General features: G+C 61.8%; 25 protein-coding genes. 12 read left to right on the plus strand and 13 right to left on the minus strand.

Translation table 11 applies throughout. The annotated features are described in order from the left end of the window. The first annotated feature begins 1 nt into the window (after position 1). The 3 genes from C8C89_RS00375 to rpoH all read left to right on the plus strand — a co-directional run bounded on the left by C8C89_RS00375 (position 2) and on the right by rpoH (position 3,086). On the plus strand, positions 2-745 hold the full coding sequence (locus C8C89_RS00375; protein ID WP_133988619.1) for an ATP-binding cassette domain-containing protein: 744 nt from the start codon (positions 2-4) through the stop codon (positions 743-745). Next, complete coding sequence (ftsX, locus tag C8C89_RS00380) at positions 742-1,662, plus strand: permease-like cell division protein FtsX (RefSeq protein WP_101483909.1); 921 nt, start codon at positions 742-744, stop codon at positions 1,660-1,662. The genes C8C89_RS00375 and ftsX overlap by 4 nt, the downstream gene beginning before the upstream one ends. 524 nt (positions 1,663-2,186) lie before the next feature. After that, entirely contained in the window at positions 2,187-3,086 is a 900-nt protein-coding gene (gene rpoH / locus C8C89_RS00385; protein ID WP_170932923.1) for an RNA polymerase sigma factor RpoH, read from the plus strand. Positions 3,087-3,175: 89 nt separating this feature from the next. On the opposite strand, the gene C8C89_RS00390 is transcribed toward rpoH, so the two are convergent. Then, positions 3,176-3,442, minus strand: a complete 267-nt coding sequence (locus C8C89_RS00390) for a hypothetical protein (protein WP_101483908.1) — start codon at positions 3,440-3,442, stop codon at positions 3,176-3,178. A gap of 172 nt (positions 3,443-3,614) precedes the next feature. Between C8C89_RS00390 and C8C89_RS00395 the strand changes: the two genes are divergently transcribed. Then, a complete protein-coding gene (locus tag C8C89_RS00395) occupies positions 3,615-4,067 on the plus strand; it encodes a hypothetical protein (RefSeq protein WP_101483907.1) in 453 nt (150 codons plus the stop codon). A 3-nt stretch (positions 4,068-4,070) separates the two neighbouring features. Here the strand turns inward: C8C89_RS00395 and C8C89_RS00400 are convergent, their stop codons facing one another. Both C8C89_RS00400 and C8C89_RS00405 read right to left on the minus strand, forming a co-directional pair. Beyond that, positions 4,071-4,418, minus strand: a complete 348-nt coding sequence (locus C8C89_RS00400; RefSeq protein ID WP_101483906.1) for an antibiotic biosynthesis monooxygenase — start codon at positions 4,416-4,418, stop codon at positions 4,071-4,073. Then, positions 4,415-5,530, minus strand: a complete 1,116-nt coding sequence (locus C8C89_RS00405) for a cytochrome P450 (protein ID WP_133988620.1) — start codon at positions 5,528-5,530, stop codon at positions 4,415-4,417. The genes C8C89_RS00400 and C8C89_RS00405 overlap by 4 nt, the downstream gene beginning before the upstream one ends. A 76-nt stretch (positions 5,531-5,606) precedes the next feature. On the opposite strand from C8C89_RS00405, the gene C8C89_RS00410 reads away from it, so the two are divergent. The 5 genes from C8C89_RS00410 to C8C89_RS00430 all read left to right on the plus strand — a co-directional run bounded on the left by C8C89_RS00410 (position 5,607) and on the right by C8C89_RS00430 (position 12,148). Next, positions 5,607-6,305 carry a helix-turn-helix transcriptional regulator gene (locus C8C89_RS00410; protein ID WP_133988621.1) on the plus strand — a complete coding sequence of 233 codons (699 nt, stop codon included), beginning with the start codon at positions 5,607-5,609 and terminating at the stop codon, positions 6,303-6,305. A gap of 139 nt (positions 6,306-6,444) precedes the next feature. After that, positions 6,445-7,299 (plus strand): DUF3667 domain-containing protein, encoded by an 855-nt coding sequence (locus tag C8C89_RS00415; RefSeq protein WP_243858224.1) that lies wholly within the window; start codon positions 6,445-6,447, stop codon positions 7,297-7,299. Between the two features lie 73 nt (positions 7,300-7,372). Continuing rightward, on the plus strand, positions 7,373-8,104 hold the full coding sequence (locus C8C89_RS00420; RefSeq protein WP_101483904.1) for an ABC transporter ATP-binding protein: 732 nt from the start codon (positions 7,373-7,375) through the stop codon (positions 8,102-8,104). Beyond that, positions 8,104-10,428, plus strand: a complete 2,325-nt coding sequence (locus tag C8C89_RS00425) for a CPBP family intramembrane glutamic endopeptidase (RefSeq protein WP_133993057.1) — start codon at positions 8,104-8,106, stop codon at positions 10,426-10,428. The genes C8C89_RS00420 and C8C89_RS00425 overlap by 1 nt, the downstream gene beginning before the upstream one ends. Positions 10,429-10,495: 67 nt before the next feature. Then, positions 10,496-12,148 carry a patatin-like phospholipase family protein gene (locus tag C8C89_RS00430; protein WP_166674639.1) on the plus strand — a complete coding sequence of 551 codons (1,653 nt, stop codon included), beginning with the start codon at positions 10,496-10,498 and terminating at the stop codon, positions 12,146-12,148. 70 nt (positions 12,149-12,218) lie between these two features. On the opposite strand, the gene C8C89_RS00435 is transcribed toward C8C89_RS00430, so the two are convergent. The 5 genes from C8C89_RS00435 to C8C89_RS00455 all read right to left on the minus strand — a co-directional run bounded on the left by C8C89_RS00435 (position 12,219) and on the right by C8C89_RS00455 (position 15,821). Beyond that, positions 12,219-12,437 carry a YqaE/Pmp3 family membrane protein gene (locus tag C8C89_RS00435; RefSeq protein ID WP_101483901.1) on the minus strand — a complete coding sequence of 73 codons (219 nt, stop codon included), beginning with the start codon at positions 12,435-12,437 and terminating at the stop codon, positions 12,219-12,221. Positions 12,438-12,517: 80 nt separating this feature from the next. After that, complete coding sequence (locus C8C89_RS00440) at positions 12,518-13,099, minus strand: TerD family protein (protein ID WP_133988623.1); 582 nt, start codon at positions 13,097-13,099, stop codon at positions 12,518-12,520. A gap of 39 nt (positions 13,100-13,138) precedes the next feature. After that, positions 13,139-13,834, minus strand: coding sequence for a TIGR00266 family protein (locus C8C89_RS00445; RefSeq protein WP_101483899.1), 696 nt, complete (start codon positions 13,832-13,834; stop codon positions 13,139-13,141). Positions 13,835-14,022: 188 nt separating this feature from the next. Next, a complete protein-coding gene (locus tag C8C89_RS00450; RefSeq protein WP_034784897.1) occupies positions 14,023-14,598 on the minus strand; it encodes a TerD family protein in 576 nt (191 codons plus the stop codon). Positions 14,599-14,741: 143 nt separating this feature from the next. Further along, on the minus strand, positions 14,742-15,821 hold the full coding sequence (locus tag C8C89_RS00455; protein ID WP_101483898.1) for a DUF475 domain-containing protein: 1,080 nt from the start codon (positions 15,819-15,821) through the stop codon (positions 14,742-14,744). A 115-nt stretch (positions 15,822-15,936) separates the two neighbouring features. Here C8C89_RS00455 and nhaR point away from each other — a divergent pair, with 115 nt between their 5' ends. Next, complete coding sequence (gene nhaR, locus C8C89_RS00460; protein WP_133988624.1) at positions 15,937-16,839, plus strand: transcriptional activator NhaR; 903 nt, start codon at positions 15,937-15,939, stop codon at positions 16,837-16,839. Between the two features lie 11 nt (positions 16,840-16,850). On the opposite strand, the gene C8C89_RS00465 is transcribed toward nhaR, so the two are convergent. Continuing rightward, positions 16,851-17,870 (minus strand): serine hydrolase domain-containing protein, encoded by a 1,020-nt coding sequence (locus C8C89_RS00465; RefSeq protein ID WP_133988625.1) that lies wholly within the window; start codon positions 17,868-17,870, stop codon positions 16,851-16,853. Positions 17,871-18,053: 183 nt separating this feature from the next. Here C8C89_RS00465 and C8C89_RS00470 point away from each other — a divergent pair, with 183 nt between their 5' ends. Together C8C89_RS00470 and C8C89_RS00475 are read left to right on the plus strand one after the other, a co-directional pair. After that, positions 18,054-19,388 (plus strand): MFS transporter, encoded by a 1,335-nt coding sequence (locus C8C89_RS00470; protein ID WP_133988626.1) that lies wholly within the window; start codon positions 18,054-18,056, stop codon positions 19,386-19,388. A 120-nt stretch (positions 19,389-19,508) separates the two neighbouring features. Continuing rightward, entirely contained in the window at positions 19,509-20,849 is a 1,341-nt protein-coding gene (locus C8C89_RS00475) for a hemolysin family protein (RefSeq protein ID WP_101484864.1), read from the plus strand. Here C8C89_RS00475 and C8C89_RS00480 read toward each other — a convergent pair whose 3' ends face one another. From C8C89_RS00480 to C8C89_RS00495, 4 genes are read right to left on the minus strand one after another with little or no spacing between them, the layout of a single operon-like run. Continuing rightward, positions 20,850-21,926 carry an AI-2E family transporter gene (locus tag C8C89_RS00480; protein ID WP_101483894.1) on the minus strand — a complete coding sequence of 359 codons (1,077 nt, stop codon included), beginning with the start codon at positions 21,924-21,926 and terminating at the stop codon, positions 20,850-20,852. Between the two features lie 42 nt (positions 21,927-21,968). Then, positions 21,969-22,562, minus strand: a complete 594-nt coding sequence (locus tag C8C89_RS00485) for an SCO family protein (protein ID WP_101483893.1) — start codon at positions 22,560-22,562, stop codon at positions 21,969-21,971. Next, positions 22,559-23,458 carry a heme o synthase gene (gene cyoE, locus C8C89_RS00490; RefSeq protein ID WP_101483892.1) on the minus strand — a complete coding sequence of 300 codons (900 nt, stop codon included), beginning with the start codon at positions 23,456-23,458 and terminating at the stop codon, positions 22,559-22,561. The genes C8C89_RS00485 and cyoE overlap by 4 nt, the downstream gene beginning before the upstream one ends. Next, positions 23,459-24,628 (minus strand): COX15/CtaA family protein, encoded by a 1,170-nt coding sequence (locus tag C8C89_RS00495; RefSeq protein WP_101484863.1) that lies wholly within the window; start codon positions 24,626-24,628, stop codon positions 23,459-23,461.

The following is a 24,628-nucleotide window of genomic DNA, read 5'->3' on the forward strand; positions in this document are numbered from 1 at the left end:
CATGATTGAATTTCAGCACGTCTCCAAGCAATACTCCCCCGACGCCGTGGCGCTTAGCGACATTTCGCTCAGTATTGCCAAAGGCGAGCTGGTCTTTCTGGCCGGCCCGTCCGGCGCCGGCAAATCCACCCTGCTGAAAATGATCGCCGCCATGGAACGCCCCAGCTCGGGCAAGCTGATCGTCAATGGCCAGGACATGGCGAAGATCAAGCCGGCTGGCGTGCCGTTTTTGCGCCGTAACATGGGCTTGATCTTCCAGCAACAAAAACTATTGAACGACCGCTCCATCCTGGCCAATGTCATGCTGCCACTGCTCGTCGTCGGCGCACACAAGGCGGCCGCCGAGCAGCGCGCGCGCGCCGCGCTCGACAAAGTGGGATTGCTGGACCGCGCCATGGCGCGTCCCCTGTCGCTGTCGGGCGGCGAACAGCAGCGCGTGTCCATCGCGCGCGCCATCGTCAACCGGCCACAAATCATCCTCGCCGATGAACCGACGGCCAACCTGGACCGCGCCAGCGCCAACAAGGTGCTCGACGCCCTGAAAGCCTTTCATTCCGTGGGCGTGACCTGCCTCATTTCCAGCCATGACGAACAGATGCTCGACGCCGCCGCCCGCGTGATCCACCTGAAAAACGGCCAGCTGGTGGCCATCGACAAGGCCACGCAAGCACCCGTCTTCGCGCCGCCCGATCCCGATTTTGCCCCGCCACCTGGCCCGGATGACACGCAGGGAGAACAGGCATGAGAGGCTGGTTCCGTCAACACCGCTTCGCGTTGGGTTCGGCGCTGATTCATTTGCGCAAGTCGCCGGGCGGCTTCCTATTGAACGTGCTGGTCGTCGCCATCGCCCTGTCGCTGCCGTTCGCCGGCCTGACCATGCTCGATAATGTACGCCCCATGTCGGAACAGATGTCGGTCGATCCGGAAATCAGCGTTTTCCTGAAGATCGATACGCCGCGCGAGCAAGCCGTGGCCCTGGCCAGCGCCATGCGCAAGATCGTGGGCGAGCAAAAGGCGAAGATCGTCTTCATCCCGCGCGAACAGGCACTCGACACCCTGAAAAACAAGAACGGCCTGGCCGACGTGCTCAGCACTCTGGGCGACAATCCCCTGCCCGACAGCTATGTGCTGAAACTGGACGCATTCAGCAGCGCCAGCGAAGCGCAGGATGTCGATGCGGTGGCGGAACAGTTGCGCCATCTGCCATTCGTGGAATCGGCGCAAGTCGATTCGGCCTGGGTCAAGCGCCTGGCGGCTCTGCTGGGCGTGCTGCGCCTGGTGCTGCTGCTGCTGGCCATTACCCTGGGCGTGGCCGTGATCGCTGTTGTCTTCAATACCATCCGCCTGCAAGTAATGCAGCAGCGCGATGAAATCAGCATCTCGAAATTGATCGGCGCCACCGACACCTTCATTCACCGCCCCTTCTATTACACGGGCGCCCTGCTGGGCTTGTGCGCCGGCGCGCTGGCCCTGGGCGCCGTGGCGCTGGCCTTGCATCCGCTGAACACGGCGATTGCCGAGTTTGCCCGCCTGTATGCGTCCGAATTCCAGCTGGTGCCGCTGGCACCGCTGCCGATGGCCGGCTTGCTGGCCGTCAGCGCCGGCCTGGGCCTGATTGGCGCCTTCCTCTGCGTACAGCGCCACCTGGCGCGCCTGAACTGACCGTCACTTCCACGGCGGCGCCCCAGGCGCCGCCGTGGAAGTGACGGTCAGTTCCACGGCGGCGCCCCAGGCGCCGCCGTGCGCCTCACCCTCTCCTTGTTTTTTACCATCCACGCCATGTTGTGGTTATCTTGATATTTAGCAAGTATTCTTAAGGTTCGCTTCAGCCAGAGGCCGTAGACTAGCCATGTTGTCGTAGCGAGCCGTGCAGCCCTCTCAGGCGCGAGGGGGCAGGCGCACACACCGCAGCAACCATGCGCTTTGGCGGCGCGTTTTAGATAAATTATCAACTAGCAAACCGCCATAGCATTTAGGCTATCAGGACGATTAAATGTGCTGATTGGCACTCTCAAGCAGAGAGTGCTAATATAGGGACATACCAACAGCAGAACCGCCATGAGCGCCAGATATAGATGGAGCCGCGATCTGCAAGTGCAAGACCGAATACGCAAAACGAACAGACTATCGGGCCACGTCGCGTGACATGGCCAACTGGAACAAAGCAAGACTACGAGGGAGAAAACATGACTATGATGTCCGCAACATCCGCATTGGTTCCGACCAAAAGTAATGCGCTGGGCCTCGGGTTCACTGGCAATCTGGGCAATATCGACGCCTATATCTCGGCCGTGAACCGCCTGCCCATGTTGACCCACGACGAAGAAATTTCGCTGGCGAAACGCCTGCGCGAAAAAAATGACCTGGCCGCCGCGCAAGAGCTGGTGCTGTCGCACCTGCGCCTGGTGGTCTCGATTGCCCGCGGCTATCTGGGCTATGGCTTGCCACATGCCGACCTGATTCAGGAAGGCAATATCGGCTTGATGAAAGCCGTGAAACGCTTCGATCCGGACCAGGGCGTGCGCCTGGTGTCGTACGCCATGCACTGGGTGAAAGCCGAGATGCATGAGTACATCCTGAAAAACTGGCGCCTGGTCAAGGTTGCAACGACGAAGGCACAGCGCAAGCTGTTCTTCAACCTGCGCAGCCACAAGACGGGCCTGGACGCGATGACGCCGAAACAGATCGATGCCTTGGCCAAGCTGCTCGACGTGAAACGCGAAGAAGTGATCGAGATGGAAACGCGCCTGAGCGGCCGCGACATCGCGCTGGAATCGCCGACCGACGATGAAGACGACAAGTTTTCGCCGATCGCCTACCTGTCGTCGGAGCAAAGCGAACCGACCAAGGTGCTGGAAGCGGAACAAGTGACGCGCCTGCAATCGGAAGGCCTGGAAACGGCACTGTCCAAGCTGGACGCCCGTTCGCGCCGCATCATCGAAGCGCGCTGGCTGGCCAACGACGACGGTTCCGGCGCCACCTTGCACGCTTTGGCAGAAGAGTTCGGCGTATCGGCCGAGCGCATCCGCCAGATCGAAGTGGCGGCGCTGAAAAAAATGAAGGGCGCGCTGGCAGCTTACGTATAAAGAAAGCAATTCCGCAATGCAAAAGGCGCCGCAAGGCGCCTTTTAGTTTTATTACTTGATGTTTATCAACAGATAAACATGGCAGCTCATTAAGCTGCAGCCAAGCCCTTGACCAGGATTTCGGCGACCAATTCATTCAGATCCGCGCCGCGCTCCTTGGCCAGGGTCTGCAATTGCAAGACCAGATCGCTGTTCAGTTTGACGGCGAATGGCACCAGGCCCAGGGCCTGATCGCGCTTGCGCTGCTCGCGGCGGTCGACGACCACCGCTTCCTTACCGAATGCACCGGCGCCGGGAACATTCATCTTTCCCATCAGTTTCTTGGCATCGCTTTTCGCCAGGGCAGTTTTTTTCATGGTTGTTTCCTGATTTTCAAAACAGCCATTCTACGCAGTAATCGGCGCGCCGCGTGGCCGGCGCATCAATTCATCCGCAACGCGCCTATGGTGCGCCAGGAAAATATCATTTTGTTATTATTATCCCATGCGTGGACGCCGCGCCAGGGACGTTCTACCTGAAAGGAAAAACATGCCTAATCTGACCCGCTTTTGCCCTACCCTGTTACTTCCCCTGTTTTTTGCCTTCCTGGCAGCGCTGGCTGGCTGCGGCGCGGCCGGCAGCACCGGCGACGCGGAAAACACGCCGCGCAGCGTCACCCACGTGCTCTCGCCAGGCCAGCAAGTCGCCATTACAGCCACCGACACCCTGAAACTGGAGCGTGTCAACGACAGCCGCTGCCGCAAGGGTGCCGTGTGCGTGTGGAAAGGCTACGTCAGCTACAGTTTCAGCTTGCTCAACAGCGCGGGCGCCACGGACATCGTCTTGTCCGATTCCATGCCCGGCGCCGCCAGTTCCGTCAGCATCAGGCACCTGACGTTCACGCTGCTCGACGTCGACCCCGCCACGCCGCCCGCCCTGAACGCGGCCGAGCCCACGTACCGGGTCAAAGTAAAAATCACGCAGGGGGCGCTGCCCCGCTAAACGCTAGGCATCGTGGCGCTGGCGGCTGTCGGTGGGCGCCTGTTGCCGGTCAAGCATGCCGTAATCGCGTACCACGGCGGCAATACGCAGCCGGTAATCATCAAACACGCCGTACCGGCCGGCCGACTGCGCCGCGCGGTGCGCCTCGCGCTGCCGCCACTGCGCCAGCGCCGCTTCATCGCGAAAGAAGGATAGCGACAGCAATTTGCCTGGCTCGCTCAGGCTGCTGAAGCGTTCGATGGAAATGAAACCGTCGACCTCGTCGAGCAGGGGCCGCAACGCGGCTGCCAGGTCCAGGTACTGCTGGCGCCCTCCGGCACTGGGCCAGACTTCGAAAATCACGGCGATCATGCTATTCCTCCCGCGCAAAAGACAGGGATGCGGGCGTTCAGCGACGGCAAATAACCCCACGCCAGCGGCATGCGCTCCAGGCCCTCCGCCCATGCCTGCAGGCATGCCGTGGCGATCACGTGCGCGATGGCCTGGCCCGGACAGGCGTGGCGGCCATGGCCAAAGCCTGCCTCCGTATGGCCGGCGCTGGCCAGCACGACGACGATCATCTGCCCGGCCGGCACGCACACGCCATTGAACTCCACGTCTTCCACCGTGTAGCGGCGCGTGTTGTGAATGGAGGGATCCTGCCGGCTGACCTCGCGCAACATGGCTGGCCACAGCTGTGGCGCCGCACGCAGTCGCGGCAGAAAATCCGCTTGGGTGCGCAAGGCCACGATCGCATTGCCCAGCAAGCCGGCCGTGGCGTCGCAGGTCTGCGACAGCAGACCCACCAGATTGGCCAGCACGCCGCCCGATGCGTGCCAGCCTGCCTGCCGCGCCCCGGCGACAATATCGTCCAGCAAGCTGCCGGGCAGCACCTCTCCCTCCCACAGCAACACCGTGAAGCGTTGCAATAGCGCCTCGGCTGCCGCCTGCGCTCCGGCCAGCTGCGCGCCATTGCTCAGCGGCGACAGGCAGGCGACGAAATCGCGCGTCCAGACGGCCAGCAGCGGCCATTGCGCTGGCGCAAAACCCAGCAAGTCCGCCATGACGAACAGGGGCAGTTCGAACAACGCATCATTCAGCCGGGTGGCGCTGCCGGGCAGCTGCTCTTGCGCCAGATGCAGGGTGCGCGCATGCAGGCGCGCCAGGTCCACCTGGCCCAGCGCACGCGCCAGCACCTGTTTCGGCCCGGCATGCCGCTCGCCATCGTTCATACGCACCAGTTCGGCAAAAATCGCGCCGCACGGCGTGCCCGCCAGCTTGTGCGGCACGCCCTGTCCAGGCGGGCGCACGCGGCAGGCGGGATGCGCCAGCACGGCCTGCACGCCGGCCATGCCCGTCGCCAGCCAGCCATCGAGCTGCGCCTCGAATCGCAGGGGCGGACCGTCCGCCAGGCGGCGATAGTAGTCATACGGCGCCGCGTGGGTGACGGCAGAAAAAGGATCGGTGGGATCAGCGAGCGGCATGCGCATTCCATTGCAGTGAGATAGGGACACGAGTATGCTGCTCCTCCCGCTACAACACTTCGCCCGCAAACGAATCATGGATGACAGCACCCTTCCCCACACGGCCGATGTACGCCTGGCACAACTGGCAGGCGCCATCGCCGAACCGGCGCGCGCGCGCATGCTGTGCAGCCTGCTCGATGGCCACGCGCGTACGGCCACGGAATTGGCGGCACTGGCCGAGGCCGGCGCTTCGACGGCCAGCGCCCATCTGGCGCGCTTGCGCGACGATGGCTTGCTGTCGATGGTGGCGCAGGGCAAGCACCGCTATTACCGCCTGGCCAATGCAGAGGTGGCACGGGCGCTGGAAGCGCTGCTGGTGGTGGCCGGCGTGCCGGCAATGCCCTTTACGCCCACCACGCCGGACCGCTTGCGCCATGCGCGCACCTGCTACGATCACATGGCCGGCACCGTCGCTGTCACCCTGCACGACCAGTTGCACGCGCAAGGCTGGCTGCTGGACGATGGCGGAGAATATCGCCTGTCCGAAGCGGGCGCGGCCGGCATCGCGGCCCTGGGCATCGACGTGCTGCAACTGCAGCTGCAGCGCCGCCGCTTCGCCTGTGCCTGCCTGGACTGGAGCGAACGGCGCGCCCACCTGGGTGGCGCGCTGGGGGCGGCCATCCTGCAACTGGCCCTGCGCCAGCGCTGGGCCGAGCGCGAACTCGACAGCCGCGCCCTGCACCTCACACCGGCTGGCGAACGTCGCCTGCTGGCCGCCTTCGCTGGCGGCTGAACGGCGTAGGTATTTTGTATCTCTGGAGCAACTACGGCGAGAAAAATGCCCTTTTATCATTGTTTTCATTCATCATATGCTGCGCTCTTGAGCGCTCATTTTTCCCTTTCGGCTATAGAAAGAGTCCATCTTGAAAACAGTGTCGTCCAGCGCAAGTCCCGCCAGCACCTGCCATAACTGCAACACCGACGCGCCAGGCAACTTCTGCAGCGCCTGTGGCCAGGCTACTACCCTGCATGTGCCCAGCGCGCGCGAATTCCTGCATGAATTTGTCGCGCATTATGTGGCGCTCGAAGGCAAGCTCTGGCGTACCCTGGCCCTGCTGCTGTTTCGCCCCGGCGCGCTGACGAATGAGTACATTACAGGACGCCGCGTGCGTTACGTCGAGCCGCTGCGCGTCTACCTGACCTTCAGCATCCTGTTCTTTGCCATCCTCAAATTTGGCGACTTCGAATTCCTGCAGGTACACAATGGCGTGCAAGTCCAGGAGAGCGCCCACGTCTCCCCTGCGGCGCCAGAAAACCGGCCATCGCAGATGCAGATACGCATCCTGGGCCAGACACCCACGCTGCCACATCAGTGGCAGGACTTTCAGCAACTGCCCGCGGCCGGAAAACAAAAGCTCATCAGGGAAAGCTTTTTCCATTACGCACCGTACGCCATGTTTTGCCTGATGCCGCTGTTCGGCCTGTATCTGAAGATCCTCTACCTGGGCAGCGGGCGCCGCTATGGAGAGCATTTCCTGTTCGCCCTGCATACAAATGCCTTCGCGTTCGTCACGATGGCGCTGATGACCCTGATCCCCATCGATTTCGTCCGCCTCATGCTCGGCGCCTGGCTGCTGGCCTATCTGCCCTGGGCCATGTGGCGGGTGTATCCGAGCGGAAAATTCGCTACCCTCTGCCGCTGGGCGCTCCTGATAACGGCATATGGCCTGACCATGAGCGTGGCGATCATCTCCTGCATCGCCACAGGCGTCATGCTGCACCATTAAAGGCGCAGGCATCCCTGCGGACGGCGAGTGTCAGGCTATCATCCTGCCATCGACCTTTTTTGCGGGATGCTTGATGATTGCCTTTGAAAGCTTGTCCAAACAGTACGGCACGTTCGAGGCCGTCAAGCCGCTGACCTTGCAGGTAGGCAAGGGGGAAGTCTTCGGCTTCCTGGGTCCGAACGGGGCCGGCAAGACCACCACCATCCGCATGCTGATGGGCATACTCGTTCCCAGCAGCGGCCGTGTCCTGGTCGATGGCCTCGATTGCCACAGCGACGGCGCCGCCGTCAAGCGCAAGGTGGGATATCTGCCCGACAATCCCATCTTTTACGATTATTTGCGGGGCCGTGAAATCCTGCAGTTCGTGGCCGAAATGCATGGCTATCCACGCGCCGAGGCCGCCGTGCGCACGGCGCGGCTGCTGAAGGAGTTCGGCCTGGACGAGGCGAGCGAAGATTTTGCCGTCAACTACTCGCTGGGCATGAAAAAAAAACTGGGCCTGGCCTGTGCGCTGATCCACGATCCGGCCGTGCTGATCCTCGACGAGCCGATCAACGGCCTCGACCCGCGCGCCTCGCGCGACGTACAGGAACGCTTGCTGCGCATCGCTGCGGCCGGCACCACGATTTTTGTCTCCACGCACTTGCTCGACATGGCGCAAAAGCTGTGCAGCCGCGTCGCCATCATTCATCGGGGCGCCCTCGTTGCCACGGGCAGCCTGGACGATATCCGCCATCAGCTATCCAGCGAGGGCAGCCTGGAAGACATTTTCCTGCAACTCACCGATGAAACGGCCACCGCGTGATGCCCGTGCCACCCGACAACTGGCGCGCCGTCTGGCTGCTGACCCGCTTGCGCCTGCAGCGCCTGCTCAACGTCAGCGGCCGGGGCTTTTCCTTCCAGAAAAACAATACAAGCCGCGCCGCCACGCCCGGCAAGAGACGGGGGCGCTGGCTGCTGGGCGTGCTGCTGGTACTGCCCATGCTCTTTTCCTTCGGCAATATCGCCCGCCATAGCCTGCTGAACATGCATTGCCTGCTGGACCAGGTGGCCGCCTGCCAGGCCAAAGGCAGCATGCAAACCAGCAGCCAGTTGCTCGACCCCGTCATCAACCAGCTCATCCACACTCCCTTCAGCGCGCTGCTGATGGGCGGCCTGACCCTGCAGTTGGCGCTGTTGTGGCTGGTCAGCGTCCTGCTGCCGCTGGGTATGGGAGAGTTGTCGAAGCCGGACTGGGACCTGGAATGGCTGGTCACCCTACCCGTCGAGAAAAGTACCATGCTGTGGGCGCGCGTGCTCGAACGCACGGTCGTCAATCCAGCCGGCTTGCTGGCCTTGTGGCCCAGCACCACCGTGATCGCCTGGTATTCGGGCCAGGGCTGGCTTGCACCACTGTCCGGACTGCTCGCCAGCCTGCTCCTGCTGGCCCTGGCCGCCATGCTGCGCACCCTGGTCGACACGGGCTTGCGCCTGTCGCTCAGCCCTGCCCAGCTGGGCAACCTGCAGGCATTGATCTCGGTAGCCGGCCTGTTTCCCATGTATATGGGCATGTCCTTCGGCGTAGGTACGGGCGGCTACGCGTATACGTGGGCGACCACCATGCCCGCCTGGAGCGCCTGGACGCCGCCGGGATTGCTGCTGCGCCTGCTCAATGCATCCGACGTGGCAGCAATGCTGCTGCCAGCCGTCTTGCTGCTGGCGCAAGTACTGCTGTTGATGTGGCTGGGCATGGCCATCCTGCGCCACCAGCTGCGTCACGGCGTGGTCGGCGCGGGCCAGCGCGAGGCCAGCCGCAAGAGTGCCCCGATAGCGCTGCCTGCCGGCACGTGCTTCGCGCGCATCGGCACGGTGATACAGCGCCGTGAACTGACGCTGCTGGCACGCGACCGTAACTTCATGGTGCAAACCCTGCTGCTGCCCCTGCTGATCCTCGGCGGCCAGGCCCTGTTTACGGGCCAGGCGCGCAACCTGCACGCGCTGCTGGAGCATCCCGTCCTGCTGGTCTCCACCGGCTTTTTCCTCGGCACCTATGTGCTGATGATGTCGGCCTTCCAGACCCTCAACAAGGAAGGCGGCGCGCTGTGGCTGCTGTACACCTTTCCCGTCAGCGTCGAGCAGGCGCTGCGGCAAAAGGCGCAGCTCTGGGCCGTGCTGGCCCTGCTCTACCCGGTGATGCTGTTTGGCGCGGCGCTGGCCTGGCTGCCAGCCTGGTCCTGGCAGACGGCGGGGCTGATGCTGCTGGCCCTGGCCGGCATTCCCATGTACGCGGTGATCGCCGTGGCGCTGGGTGTATTTGCCAGCGACCCGCTGGCCACCGAGGCAACGGCGAAGATGCGCCCCACGTATATGTATCTGTATTTGCTGCTCACCGGCCTGTACGTCGCCGCGCTGGCGGCCGGCAGCCTGGCGCAGCAGTTGGCCTTCGTCGTGCTGACGGCGGCGCTGGCTGTGGCCCTGTGGCAAAAGGCGCGCGATGAAGTGCCTTACCTGCTCGACCCGGCCGCCTCGCCGCCAGCCAAAGTTTCCGCGTCGGACGGCCTGATCGCCGCCATGCTGTTTTTCACCTTGCAGACCCTGGCCTTGCTCCTGCTCAAAGGCAAAGTGGCCGAACCACTGGCGCAAGTAGCCATCGCTTTCGGCGGCGCCGGCGCGCTCACGTACGCGCTGGTGCGCCTCGTGTACTGGCGCAGCAAGACGGCCGACGTGCCGCGCATCGGAGCAGGCCGGCACCCCGGGCGCTGGGGTGCGGCGGGCGCGGCCGTGGCGGCCCTCTGCGGCATCGCCTACGCACTGCTACTGCAGCCGCCGGCGGCAGCGCCCTTGGGCGGCAATCCGTGGAACGGCATGTGGCTGCTGGGCTTGACGGTGCTGGCCGCGCCCCTGTGCGAAGAATTCATCTTCCGCGGCCTGATTCAGGGCGGCCTGCGCCGCTCGCTGCCCGCCTGGCAAGCGATCGGTATCGCCGCCGCCCTGTTTGCCATCGTGCATCCTCCCGCGTCGATGCTGCCCGTGTTCGTGCTGGGCCTTTGCACGGGACTGACGTACGAGCGCAGCGGATCGCTGCTGGCGCCCATGCTCGTGCATGCGGGCTATAACGCGGCCATTCTGGCGTTTCAGCTGGGCAGGTAATGCTTATTTGCTAGAATCGCACACGTTTCCGTCCGTATCCCAAGCAATGACTACGCACAGACCACGCATGCATCCACCTTTGTTCGCATCCTTTATCCTCCTTGCGCTGCTGAGCGGCTGCACGGTACTCGCCCTGCGACCCAACAGCGGCGTCGAAAACCGCACATTTACCGTGCAGGAAGCACCGCGCCTGCGCATTGACGCGCCCAAGGCGCGCATCCAGAAGCCCATGCCCAACGACCACTTCATCGGCATCGCCCTGTCCGGCGGCGGTAGCCGGGCGGCCAATTTCTCGGCCGCCTCGCTGGAGCAGCTGGAAGAATTCGGCCTCGTCAGCGGCGCCTCGGCCATTTCCGGCGTCTCGGGCGGCGCCATCGCGGGCGGCTACTATGCGCTGCACGGCAAGCAGACGGACTGGCCCTTGCTGCGCAGCAAGCTGAAAACGGATTTCTTCGGCCAGACCATCCTGAAACCCGCCAACCTGACGACGATGTTGTTGACGAACAAGACGCGCACATCGTTCCTGTCCGACGTGTTTGACGATGTGCTGTACGATAAAAAAACCTACCAGGACTTGCCGCATGACGGCCCCATCTTCCTGGCCAATGCGACGGACGCCACCGATGGCGGCAAGCGCGTGGTGTTTTCCTATGAGTATTTTTACGGCACCCTGCATTCGCCGATCCAGGATATCCGCCTGGCCACGGCTGTGGCCACCTCGGCCGCTTTTCCCGGCGTGTTCGATTCCGTCACCTTCGAGCGTTTCCGGCCAAAAAACAGTTTCGTGCCGGAACTCGGTTCCGAATCGCGCGAATCGCCGTCCTACGTGCATCTGTTCGACGGCGGTGCGGCGGATAACCTGGGCGTGGAAACCCTGTGGGACGTGGCCCTGACGCAGCTGTATGGCAACGACATGGCCGTCGTGCCGCCGCGCCTGAACAGCAAGCCCTTCATCCTCATTTCCATCGATGCCAACGCGCCCAATTCCAGCGCCGTGTTTGAAAAGATGTCGGACGAACGCCAGCCGCTGGACCGCATTTTCAACAAGAATATCTACGATGCCGTCGACGCGCTGTTTTCACGCCAGCGCAAGGAAAACCTCGTCAAGATGGGCTTTGGGCAAGCCCGCTTCGACACCATCACGCATGAAAACTTTGGCGACCTGAGCCAGAAATTCGTCAAGGGTAAACGCACTTCGGCCTTTGCCATTCCCGTGCTGTGCCGCCCCCACCTGGGCCAGTACCGCTGCGAAGTCGATGCGGCCGATCCCTTGCCCGGCCAGATCCGCACGCGGCTGGAAGGCTTTGCCTGGCATATTTCCATCGACCAGATCGCCTCGCTGGCGCTGCGCCTGTCCAGCGGCGATGCGCGAGTCGATGGGGCGCGCAAGGAAGAGCGCGCCGCCCTCGTCAAGCTGCAACGCCTGGCCACGCAGACAAAAACTCATTTGAAACTGACGGGCCCGGAAAACTGCAGCCCGGACGTCTTGCAATCGGCCCTGTACAGCGCCGCGCGCGTACTGATCCTCGACGATGAGGAATCGCGCTTCGCCCTGTGCGACTACATGCTGGCGGGCCGGCTGATCAATGACGACACCGTCTGCAAGCAGCGCTATGTGCACGCCGTGCCCCGCTTTGCCATCGAAAGCGAAGATTTGCAGTACCGCAACCTGAGTTCGGACGGCAATTCTGTGAATGTGCCGATACGCTGCAAGAAGTGAGCGCGCACAAAAAAGCCCGCACGATCGCTCGTGCGGGCTTTAGCGCAAGGATTCCAAGCGCCCGGTTGACTTAGATCAACCGACTACGCCTGCGCATGTAGCTGCGGCTTAATGCACCTTCCAGTTCCTGCTCCGTTTTATGCTGGTTCACCGTGTACAGGGCCCACAGGGCCGCCGGCGCCCAGCCGATCACAGTGCACTGCAAAATCAAGGCGGCGGCACCGGCCAGCGTGCGCCCCAGCATGAAAAACGTGAGACACGGAAATAGCAAGGCTATCAGCAATCGCATCACGACATACTCTCCTTCAATATAGAGCAGCGGACAAGGGCCGGTATCCGGTCCGTCCCCCGCCCGCTGCGTACTGCTCCTTATAGATGCACGGAAATTTGCGGCATCAAGTCGTCAAAAGTGCGACCGTTGCCGTTTTCTCCGATGGCGTGCATCTTCCATTCGCCGTTATGGCGGTACAGCTTGGCCATGATCTGTGCCGTGTGGGAACCTTGCACAGACAGATTGAAACGCGCGACTTCCTGGTTATTGCTGGCATTCAAGATGCGGCAATAGGCGTTTTCCACCTGCGAGAAGTTCTGGCCAGTAAAGCTGTTGACGGTGAAGACCAGGCTTTTCACGTTCGCCGGCACTTTCGACAGATCGACATTGATCTGTTCGTCGTCGCCATCGCCCGCGCCCGTGCGGTTGTCGCCCGTGTGGACAATGCTGCCGTCCTTGCTTTTCAGCTGGCGGAACCAGACGATGTCGGACGTGCTCTTGTTTTCATCGAACATGACGCACGAGGCGTCCAGGTCGACGGCTTCCGTCTTCGAACCGAAACCCAGGAAACCCTTGGTCTTCACGGCATCCCAGCCCAGGCCCATGGTGATACGGGTCAGGGTGGCACCAGCTTCTTTGTCCAGAGAAATCTTCTGGCCTTTGCTCAAATTGACAGACATACGCATTGCTCCTGTTTGGTTGGTTACATCAACTACGTGTTACGCCGGCTTGCTTTGGGTCCAGGCGAGGAAGGCCGCGCGATTGCGCGAGCATACGAGGATTTTCCCCGTGCCTGAAAACTTCAGCACCATGCCCTCGCCGCTGGTCTGGCTATTGATCAAATTACCCAGAAAGCCGCCGCTGCTGCCGGTCGTCATGGAAATTTCGTATTGCAGGCGGTTATCCCAGCACACGACGTGGGCGTTATCGATCACCACGTCCTTGCCAGGCGTCACTTCCAGTATCGACATCGCGCCAAAACCGGATACCGCCAACTGGCCGCTGCCTGCCGTCTCGGTGATGAAAAAACCACCGCTCTGGGCAAACAGCGCATTGCCAAGGCTTTGCGTGCGCACCTTCAATTCCACGCCAGCACTGGCCGCCACGAAGGCGCCGTCGCTGATCATGTATTGCTGGGCGCCCACCTCGAGCACCCGCATCGCGCCGGGCAAGGTGGGCGACAGCAGGCAGTCGCCGTCGCCCCGCATGGCCTCGATATGCTGCTGAAAGAACGATTCCCCGTTGGCAAAAGTGCGCATCAGCGCCGCGCCTATGCCGCCAGTCATCTTGCCTTTCAGCTCAAGATTGGTTTCCATCATCACCATCGCGTTGGATTCGCAATAAATCTTCTCGCCTTTGGCAAGCGACACATGCAGGAACGGGTCGACGTCCCCGGTAATATTGAAAACTGGCATACGACTGTTCCTTCCTTGACGATGATGATGGTGTCGGGCTAAACCGCCGCCCTTACTACAGAATAACGGTGCCGCACAAAACCGTAGCGAGCGGATGTGATTTGTGGCCGAGAAGCGCAACCGTACTTTAGTACGGTGAGCATCGCCGGCCGCAAAGCGCACCGCGCAGTAGGTTTGGTGTGGCTACCTTACACACCGACGCCGAACGAGGCTGCCAAAGGACCCAGACCGCCCTTGTAGCCCTGGCCGATGGCCTTGAATTTCCAATCGGCGCCATTGCGGTAGATTTCACCGAAGACCATGGCCGTTTCCGCCGAACCGTCTTCCGACAGGTCGAAGCGGGCGATTTCCGTGTTGCCGTTGGCATTCACGCAACGCACGTAAGCCTTCGATACCATACCAAAGTTTTGCTTGCGCGCTTCGGCATCGTGGATCGTCACGCAGACGGCGATCTTGTCGATCTCGGCTGGCACGGTGGCCAGGTCGACGATGACGGTTTCATCGTCGCCATCGCCGGCGCCGGTGGTGTTGTCGCCCGAGTGGGTGACGGAGCCGTCGCTCGATTTCAGGTTGTTGTAGAAAATCATGTCGACGTCGGCGCGTACCTTGCCATCGGCCTTCAGCAGGAACACGGAACCGTCGATGTCGAAGGCGGCGCCGTCGGTGGCGCGGGCATCCCAGCCCAGGCCGATGATCATTTTCGAAATGCCAGGAGCTTCCTTGCTCAGGTTGACGTTGCCGCCTTTTTGCAGACTGATTGCCATGATGTATTTCTCCTATGTGAAATAAAGTCCAGCTAATGAAATAAATAACACCTGGCGCCCTCCACCGGCCTGACTCCCCAGGCCGGCGGCGACGCTTGCTACAACTTGCCGACAAACCGGTGTAGTCGTTTGCCGCGCATTCTTTACGCTACTGTTGCCTTGACTGGTTCCAGCGCTTCCATCTTGCCTTCTTCGAGGGCCATCCTGCGCTTGTAGCGGATCGACGACCACAGCGAGGCGAGAATGAAGGCTACCCCGATCAGACCCGTGAAAATCTCGGGAATGTGGAACTTCATGCTGACCAACATGATCACGGCCAGGATACCGATCGCATAGTGCGCGCCGTGCTCCAGATAAACGAACTCGTCAAGCGTACCCTTGCGTACCAGGAACACCGTCATCGACCGCACGAACATCGCGCCAATCGCCAGACCCAGCATGATGATCACGACATCCTTGGTGATGGCAAACGCGCCGATCACGCCGTCAAAGCTGAACGAGGCGTCGAGCACTTCCAGGTACAGGAAGCCGCCAATACCGCCGCGCTTAATGATGTCGCCCATGTTGCCGTCGCCGTTATCGCCTTCCAGCAAGCCACTGATCACATCGACGCCCACGTAGGTCAGGATGCCCCACAAGCCGGCCGTCAAGACCACCAGCTTCTGGCCTTCTTCGATCATCGACAGGCTGACCATCAGGGTACCCAGCGCGATCATCACAGAAATCGAGGAGATCTTGCCCAGCGCGCCCAGTTTTTCTTCAATACGGCCCAGCCAGTGCGTTTCTTTTTCCGAGTCCAGTAGGAAGTTCAGGAACACCAGCAGCAGGAAAATGCCGCCGAAAGCCGCCACTTCCGCATGGTGATTCGTCAGGTGCATCGAATACTGTTCCGGGTTGCTCAGGGCCAGATTCCACACTTCCATCAAGCCCAGGTCCGCCGCTTGCGCCACGATGACCAGCGGGAACAGCAGACGCATGCCGAAGACGGCGATGATGATACCCACGCCCAGGAACAGGTTCTGCCAGAACTTGTCCCAGTTCTTCAGCACCGAGGCATTGACCACCGCGTTGTCAAACGACAGCGACACTTCCATCACGCCCAGGATCACCGCAATGCCCAATGCCGACAGCATGGTCGACACGCCACCGTGCGTGTAACCCCACCAGGCGGAAATTCCCAAGCAGATAAATGTCACTAAAAATGACACTCTGAAATGTTTCATCGATAGTTCCCCTTTATCCAAATTCAATGGAACGTAGTATAGGGATGTGTGACACATTTAAAAATAGAAGATAATGGAAGTATTACTTCGTAAAAACAGAAGATAGGCCCTCACGATGAAAACTACCGGTTTCAATTACCGCCATTTGTATTTCTTTTGGGTAGTCGCCAAGGAAGGCGGCGTGACGCGCGCGGCCGAACGCCTGGGCCTGGCCGTGCAAACCATCAGCACCCAGTTGGCCTTGCTGGAAAAGGAACTGGGCAAGTCCCTGCTGCAGCCGCAGGGACGGCGTTTGGTGCCGACGGAAGCGGGCCGGCTGGCGCTCGGCTACGCGGACCAGATTTTCCTGCTCGGTGAACAGATGCAGGAAGCGCTGGCCGACACCGACGCGGAAAAGATGCGCCTGACCGTGGGCATTTCCGATTCCCTGCCGAAACTGATGGCCTACCGCATGCTCGACGCCACGCGCAGCCTGGACAAGCCCGTCAAGCTGGTGTGCCTGGAAGATGAATTCGAGTCCCTGCTGGCCGACCTGGCCCTGCACAAGCTGGACCTGGTATTGACGGACCGCGCCGTGCCGGCCGGCGCCAGCCTGCGCGTGTCCAGCCACCTGTGGGGCGAAAGCGCCATGAAGCTGTTCGCCATCCCCGCGCTGGCCGAACAATACCGCGATAATTTCCCGCACAGCCTGCACGGTGCGCCATTTCTGCTGCCCGCGCGCAATAACGCCCTGCGCGGACGCATCGACGAATGGATGGTGCAGCAGGGCGTGCGCCCCGACGTGGTCGGTGAATTCGAAGACAACGCCATGCTCAACGCCTTCGGCCGCAAGGGCCTGGGCCTGTTCTTCGCCTCGGCCAGCCTGGCGGCCGATATCGAGGAGCAATTCGGCGCCGTGCTGGTCGGTGACGCCTCGTCCCTGCGCGAGCAGTTTTACGTCATCTCGAACGAACGCAAGATCATGCACCCGGCGCTGGACGTGATCCTAGCGGCCGTGCCCGGCCGCGCCGTGCACTGAAGCGGCACTGATCAGGCGTCCAGATCGGTGGCGATGGCTGCCAGCCAGGCCGCCTGGTCCGGCTCGCAGCTATCCACGTTCGCCAGCTGGATCACGGACAGGCCTGCCTCGGGCACGCGCAGCAGCAAGGCACGGAAACCCCACAGCCCGCCGTCATGGAACACCACCGCACGTCCGCCATGCTCGATTTGCTCCAGGCCAAAGCGGTAGGACCAGCTTTGGCCATCGGGGCCCGGCGTTTCGGCCAGCTGCGCACGCACCAGGCTGGCCGGGTCGTGGTACTGGCGCTGCCAGTCGCGCTCCCACAAGACCAGGTCGTGCAGCGAGGCATACACGCCGCCGTCACCGACCGTATTCGCATTGCCCAGGTGCTGGCGATAGGCGCACGCTTGCGCAGGATCAACGGTATAGCTGCGCACGCGCTGCGGCATGACAGCTTGCCGGTCGACATCAAATGCCGTGGCGTGCATGCCCAGCGGCGCAAACAGGCGTTCGCGCGCCTGCGTGGCCAGCGGCTGACCAGATACCACCTCCACCAGTTTGGCCAGCAAAATGTAATTGCAATTACTGTAGGCATGCGAGCTGCCGGGCGGGAACGTCAGCGCGTCCATCCGGGCGATCAGGCGCAGCAGCAGCGCATTGTCAAAGTAATCGCCGTCGTGGCGACCCAGCTGGCACGCCAGGTAGTCAAAATAATCGGGAATGCCGCTGGTGTGATTGAGCAACTGGCGCACCGTGATGATGGCGCCGAACTGCCGCACCTCGGGCAGATGGGACGCCACGTCATCGTCGAGGCCAATGGTGCCCCGGCGCACCAGGTCGAGCACGCAGGCTGCCGTGAATTGCTTTGATTCCGAAGCCAGGTAGTAACGCGACTGCGCCGTCAGGGGCACGCCCAGTTCCAGGCACGCCAGGCCGTGATGCAGCTCCAAAACGGTCTCGCCGTCGCGCAGGATCAGCGCGCTGAAACCGGGGCCGTGCGCCGGCAGGCTGGCTTGCAGGGCAAGAAAGTGGCTAACAAGATTTTTCATGGCGCGATATTAGCATGTAGACAAGGTTACTTCCGCGCCATATTCATTAGTTAATCCGATAAATCCATTCGAAAATAACGTTTGAATAATCAATCAAAAGCGATTGTAATGAAGCCTGAGACAAACACGCGCCTATCCCTCGCCGGAGGGGCGCGACCACCATAAAAAAACAGGAGCGGCACCATGTCCACGGCAGGCAAGACGATCGATATTCCCGATCTCATCAATAACAACAAGATCGGCTCCTTCCAGATCGGCATGCTGATTCTGTGCGGGCTGTGCGTCATCATGGATGGCTTCGACGTGCAGGCGATGGGCTATGTGGCGCCAGCCATCATTGCCGACTGGCATGTCAGCAAGGCCAACCTGGGCCCCGTGTTTGGCGCGGGCCTGCTGGGCATGCTGGTTGGCTCGCTCGTCTTCAGCATCACGGCCGACAAGTTCGGCCGCCGCCCCGTACTGATCGGCTCGACCATCTTCTTTTCGCTGTGCATGCTGGTCACACCGCTGGCGACCAACATCGAACAATTGCAGCTGATCCGTTTCATCACGGGACTGGGCCTGGGCGCCGTGATGCCGAACGCCATGGCGCTGGCCGGCGAATACAGCCCCCTGCGCAAGAAAGTCACGCTGATGATGCTGGTCTCGTGCGGCTTTACCCTGGGCGCCGTGCTCGGTGGCCTGTTGTCCGCCGCGCTGATTCCCGCATTCGGCTGGCAATCCGTGTTTTACGTGGGTGGCGTGGTGCCGCTGGTGATCGGCGTGCTGATGTTCTTCCTGTTGCCGGAATCGATGCAATTCCTGGTATTGAAGAAACGCAAGCTCGACAAAGTGGCGCAGTGGTTGAAACGTATCGATCCGACGGTCACCATCACGGCCGACACGCAATATGTCGTGCATGAGAAGGCACACAAGGGCGCGCCCGTGCTGCAATTGTTTACGGGTGGCCGCGCGAAGATGACAATTCTGTTGTGGGTCATCAACTTCATGAACTTGCTGAATTTGTATTTCCTGTCGAACTGGCTGCCGACCATCGCCAAGGAAGCGGGCCTGTCCACGGCCAACGCCGTGCTAGCGGGCACGGCCCTGCAAGTGGGCGGCACCATCGGCACGCTCGTCATGGGCCAGCTGATCGACCGCTCCAGCTTCCGCCGCATCCTGCTGCCATGCTTTTTAGTCGCCGCCGTGGCGATTGCCCTGATCGGCCGTCCCGACGTGTCGCTGGCCTTCCTCTTCATCACCATCTTCATCGCGGGCTTTTGCGTGGTGGGCGGCCAACCTGCCGTCAACGCCCTGGCGGCAAGCTACTACCCGACCACCTTGCGCTCGACGGGCATAGGCTGGAGCCTGGGCATCGGGCGTATCGGCTCCATCATCGGCCCCGTGCTCGGTGGCGAACTGATCCGCCTGAACTGGCCCAACAGCACGATTTTCCTCGTCGTCGCCATCCCCGCCATCGTCTCGGCCGTCATGGTCTTTGCCATGCGCGGAGGACCGCAAACGGCGGCCAAAGGCTGAAAAAGCGGGAATAACCCAGCGCGCGCCACCGCCTGCAGGGGCGGGGGGCGCGGCTAAATTAGGTTATGCCGCCCTTCGTCGTTTAAGATGACGTTTTTACAGCCCATCTTCAGCGCCCCCATGCACAATGTCTTGCTAGTCCTGCTCGCCCTCTTCCTGGTCGCGCTGAACGGTTTTTTTGTTGCCGCCGAGTTTGGCATCGTTACATTACGGCGCACGCGCATTCGCGCCATCGCCAAGACACAGGGACTACGGGGCCGCATCCTGTCCAAGGTGCATGGCCAGCTGGACGCCTACCTGTCCGCCTGCCAGCTGGGCATTACCCTGGCCTCGCTGGGCCTGGGCTGGGTCGGCGAACCGGCGTTTGCCGGCTTGCTGGAGCCGCTGTTCGGCGCCGTCGGCGTCACTTCGCAAGAACTGATCCACGGCGTGTCTTTCGTCGTCGCCTTCAGCGTCATTTCCTTCCTGCACATCGTCGTGGGCGAACTGGCGCCCAAATCGATGGCCATCCGCAATCCGGAAGCCGTCGGCCTGTGGAGCGCGATTCCCCTGTATGGTTTCTATTGGGCCATGTATCCAGCCATTTACCTGCTCAACGCCAGCGCCAACTGGGTGCTGCGCATGGCGGGCCTGTCCGGCAAGGGCGGCCACGACGCCCATTACTCGTCCGAAGAGCTGAAACTGATCCTGCGCACCAGCCAGCCGGGCGAAAAATTTACGCGCGACGAGCGCAACATCCTGGCCCAGTCGCTTGATTTCGAACAAATGACGGTGTCGGACCTGATGCGTCCGATCAATGAAGTGATCGCCCTGCACGCGTCGAGCACCCTGGAAGAAAACCTCGACACGGTGCTGCGCAACCGCTTCAGCCGCTACCCGTATTTCGACATGAATGAAGACGATGTGCTGGGCGTGGTGCACCTGAAAGACCTGTTCTTTGCCCAGCAGGCGGGTAAACCGATCACCTCGTTTACGCCCTTCCTGCGTCCCGTCGATATCATTTCCGCGCGCACGCCGGCGCTGGAACTGTTCCGCCGGTTCCGAGATGGCGCGCCCCACTTCGCCTTGATCGGCGAAAAGGGCAAGCGCCCGCTGGGTTTCATCACCCTGGATAACTTGCTTGGCGCCATGGTGGGCGAAATCCGCGATGAATTCCGCCGCAATGAAAACGACTGGCTCAAACAAAGCGACGGCACCCTGATCGGCAAGGCCAGCCTGCCCATCTTTTCGCTCGAACGCATCCTCGGCATCGATATTGAAAACGAGGAACTGGGGCTGGACGATGTGGAATCGGTGGGCGGCTTGATCATGGTCAAGCTGGGGGACATTCCGAAGCAGGGCCAGCGCATCACCTTTGTCGACTTCGACATCGTCGTCAAGAAAATGAACGGGCCCCGCATCGTACTGATCAAGGTAATCCCCAAGCAGGAGCGGGATCTGGATGCGGATTTAAGAGACTGATTACTTCTTGCGCGTCAGCGTATCTTTGCCCTGTGGCACGGTGGTCTCTCCCACCGTCCACGTTTGCAGCAAACTGTACAGCACCGCCAGCAGGGTCGGGCCGATGAAGATGCCGACGAAGCCGAAGGCCAGTACGCCGCCCAGCACGCCCAGCAGCACCAGCAAAAATGGCAGGCTGCTGCCGCGGCTGATCAGCATGGGCTTGACGACATTGTCCACGCCGCTGATCAGCAGCGCGCCCCACATCACCATGAAAATACCCCAGCCCGTCTGCCCTTCCGTAAACAGCCAGATGGCGGCACCGCCCCAGATCAGGGGCGGCCCCACGGGGATCAGCGAAAAGATGAAAGTGGCCACGCCCAGCAGCGCCACGGCCGGCACGCCGGCGATCAAAAAACCCACCACGGCCACCAAAGCCTGCGCCAGCGCCGTGCCCAGCAAGCCGTACATGACGCCGCGCACGGTGCGGCTGATGGTCAGGCCCACGCCCGGTGCGCTGTCGCCGATGATGCGGCCGGCGCCCGTCATCAGGGCACGGCTCAGTTGCTGGCCGTCGCGGTAGAGGAAGAAGCTGACAAACACGGCCAAGCTGGTCTGCGCCAGGCCCGTGCCCAGCAAGATGCCGCCGGAAGCGAGGAAATGGCGCGCCGGCTCCAGCATGGTCTTACCCAAATTCAATAATTCTTCGCGGTCTTCCAGCAGGCGCCGCACATAGCCATCGATGGTTTCGCCCACCACGGGAATGCTGGACAGCCAGGCCGGAGGATGCAGGCCGCCCGATTCCAGCGCGACGCGGATCTGCTCGTACACGCGCGACACATTGTCGGCCAGGTTGTAAGTGACGAGGGCCAGCGGCAGCACGATGACGAGGATCAGGGACACGGTCATGATGGCGGCCGCCCAGTTGCGCCGGCCTTTCAGACGCTCCAGCAGAAGGATATACAGGGGCCAGCTGGAAATGCCCACGCAGGCGGCAAACAGCATGGCGGCCAGGAAGGGCCGCAGGACGAAAAAGCAGCCGATCAGCAAGAAGATGATGGCTGCCAGGCGTGCGTGAGGCTCGAAACGTTTATCCATGTACTGCAAATCCTGAAGATGGCGCCCGGGGGCGCGACCGGATCAGGATAGCAGAAGTTTAAGATCGTGCGCGATGAGGGCAGGTTTTTCGCCGTGGCGCACGAACAGGCGGATCTTGCCTTCGCGGTCGAACACATAGGTGCCGGCCGTGTGGTCGACCGTGTAGCTGCTATCCGTTTCGCCCTCGACCTTGGCGTAATACACTTTGAATTCCTTGGCTACCTTGGCCGTCGCGGCGGCGTCGCCATACAGGCCCACGAAGCGCTTGTCGAAGGCGGGCACATACTGCGCCAGCAATTGCTGCGTGTCGCGCTCGGGGTCGACGGTGACGAACAGTACTTGCACCTGCTCCGCCTGCGGCCCCATTTCCCGCATCACTTGCGCCATGTCGGCCATGGTAGTGGGACACACGTCCGGGCATTGCGTGTAACCGAAGAACATCAGCACCAGCTTGCCCTTGTAATCGGCCAGGGTGCGCGGGTGGCCCGTGTGGTCCGTCAGCGCGAACTCGCGCGCATAGCCCAGGCCCGTCACGTCCGTATTCTTGAATGCCAGCTTGGGCGCGGCCGGCTTGCCGCAGCCGGCAAGGACGGCGACCAGGGCGGCCGCCAACAACAAGGTCAGGTATTTTTTCATGTTCCGAGGGGAATATAGTGGTCGACCAGCAAGGCTGCGAACAGCAATGCCAGGTAAATGATGGAATACGTAAAAGCTTTGCGCGCGATCAAGTCCGTGTAGTGGCGGTACATTTTCCACGAGTAATACAGGAAACCGGCATTGAGCAGCACGGCCGAGACCAGGTAGATCAGGCCGCTCATGCGCACGGCAAAGGGCAACAAGGTGGTGGCGGCCAGCGCGATCGAGTACAGCCAGACGTGAAATTGCGTGAATTTCAAGCCGTGCGTGACGGGCAGCATGGGCAAGCCCGAACGCGCATAATCGTCGCGGCGGTACATGGCCAGCGCCCAGAAGTGCGGCGGCGTCCACACGAAAATGATCAAGACCAGCAGCCAGGCCTGCATCGGCACGTCGTTGGCGACGGCAGCCCAGCCCAGCGCAGGCGGCATGGCGCCGGACAGGCCGCCGATGACGATATTTTGCGGCGTGGCCGGTTTCAGCACCATGGTGTAGATCAAGGCGTAGCCGACAAAGGTGACAAAGGTCAGCCACATGGTCAGCGGATTGACGAGGTTATACAGAATCGCCATGCCCAGGCCGCCGATCACCAGCGCGAACACCACCGTCTGCTTGACGGTGATGTCGCCCATGGCCATCGGGCGGCGCGCCGTGCGGGCCATGCGCGCATCGATTTCGCGCTCGGCCAGGCAGTTGACGGCAAACGCGGCGCCTGCCAGCAGCCAGATGCCGACGGTGCCAAACACCACCGCGCGCCAGTCCGGCAACTCCTCGCTGGCCAGGAACATGCCGATGACGGCGCAAAACACGGCCAGTTGCGTCACGCGGGGCTTGGTCAGCGCCCAGTACTGGGCGATGCGGGGGGAAGGTTTACGGCTGATGGTCTGAGTAGTCATTTATGCGATACGGGAAGAACTGGCTGGTGCCGAGGGCACTGGCGCGGAGGCGGAAGCAGATTTCCGCGCTACATCGAGTTGGAATTTAGCCTTGTAGTTTAACATGGTCAGCAACAACACGAGCAGCGCCGCCCCGCCGTTATGCAGGACGGCAATCGACAATGGCCAGCTCAGGTAGATCGTCGCCAGGCCCGTGGCCGCCTGCAAGGCCAGCACCAAGGCAAGCCAGCGGGCTGTGCCGCGCAAGGATGGAAGTTTCCACGCGCGCAACACTGTATAGCCGACACCGGCCAGCACGATGAAGGCGAAATTGCGGTGCACCCAGTGGATGGCTGTCAGCGCTGAAAACGGCAAGTAATGGCCGGCGGCCGTCTTGCCCAGTTCGCGCCACAAATGGAAACCATGCTCGAAATCCATCTCCGGAATGACTTTGCCGCCGCACAGGGGGAAATCCGTGCAGGCCAGGGTGGCGTAGTTGGTGCTCACCCAGCCACCGAGCGCGATCTGCATGGTGAGCAGCACGAGCGACATGACGGCCAGCGCGCGCACGGGGCGCAGCACGGACGCATCCGCATCGGCGCGCAGCAAGGGTTTGACGGCATGGTCCTGGCGCCCGCCCAGCCACGTCAGCATGGCCAGCAAGCCCATGCCCAGCAGCAAGTGGATGGTGACGATCACCGGCTGCAGCTTCAATGTGACGGTCCAGGCACCGAACGCGCCTTGCAGGCAGACGAACAAAAACAGCGCCGTCGGCAACGCCGGGGCAAATTCCTGGCGTTTGCTTTTCTTCCACTGGCGCCACGCCTGCACCATCATCGCCACGATCAGCACGCCAATGGCCATGGCCAGATAGCGGTGCGTCATTTCGATCCACGCCTTGACCACCGTCACGGGTCCCGTCGGCATCAGGGTTTCCGCCGCCACGATGTGCTCGTGCGCGAGGAAAGGATTGGCGGAACCATAGCAGCCTGGCCAGTCAGGACAACCGAGGCCCGAATCGGACAGGCGCGTAAAGCCGCCAAACATGATCAGGTCGACCGTCAAAAAGACGGCGATCCACACGAGCTTGCGGTATTTGTTGGCGTCCGCGGACACCCAGACCATGGTCAACGGCAGCAGCGCCACCAGCAGACCCGTCAAGCCCAGCTGGGCCAGCGCAGAGAGATGCAT

Origin of the sequence: Janthinobacterium sp. 75 (assembly GCF_004365495.1) — a bacterium.
Lineage (GTDB): Bacteria > Pseudomonadota > Gammaproteobacteria > Burkholderiales > Burkholderiaceae_D > Janthinobacterium.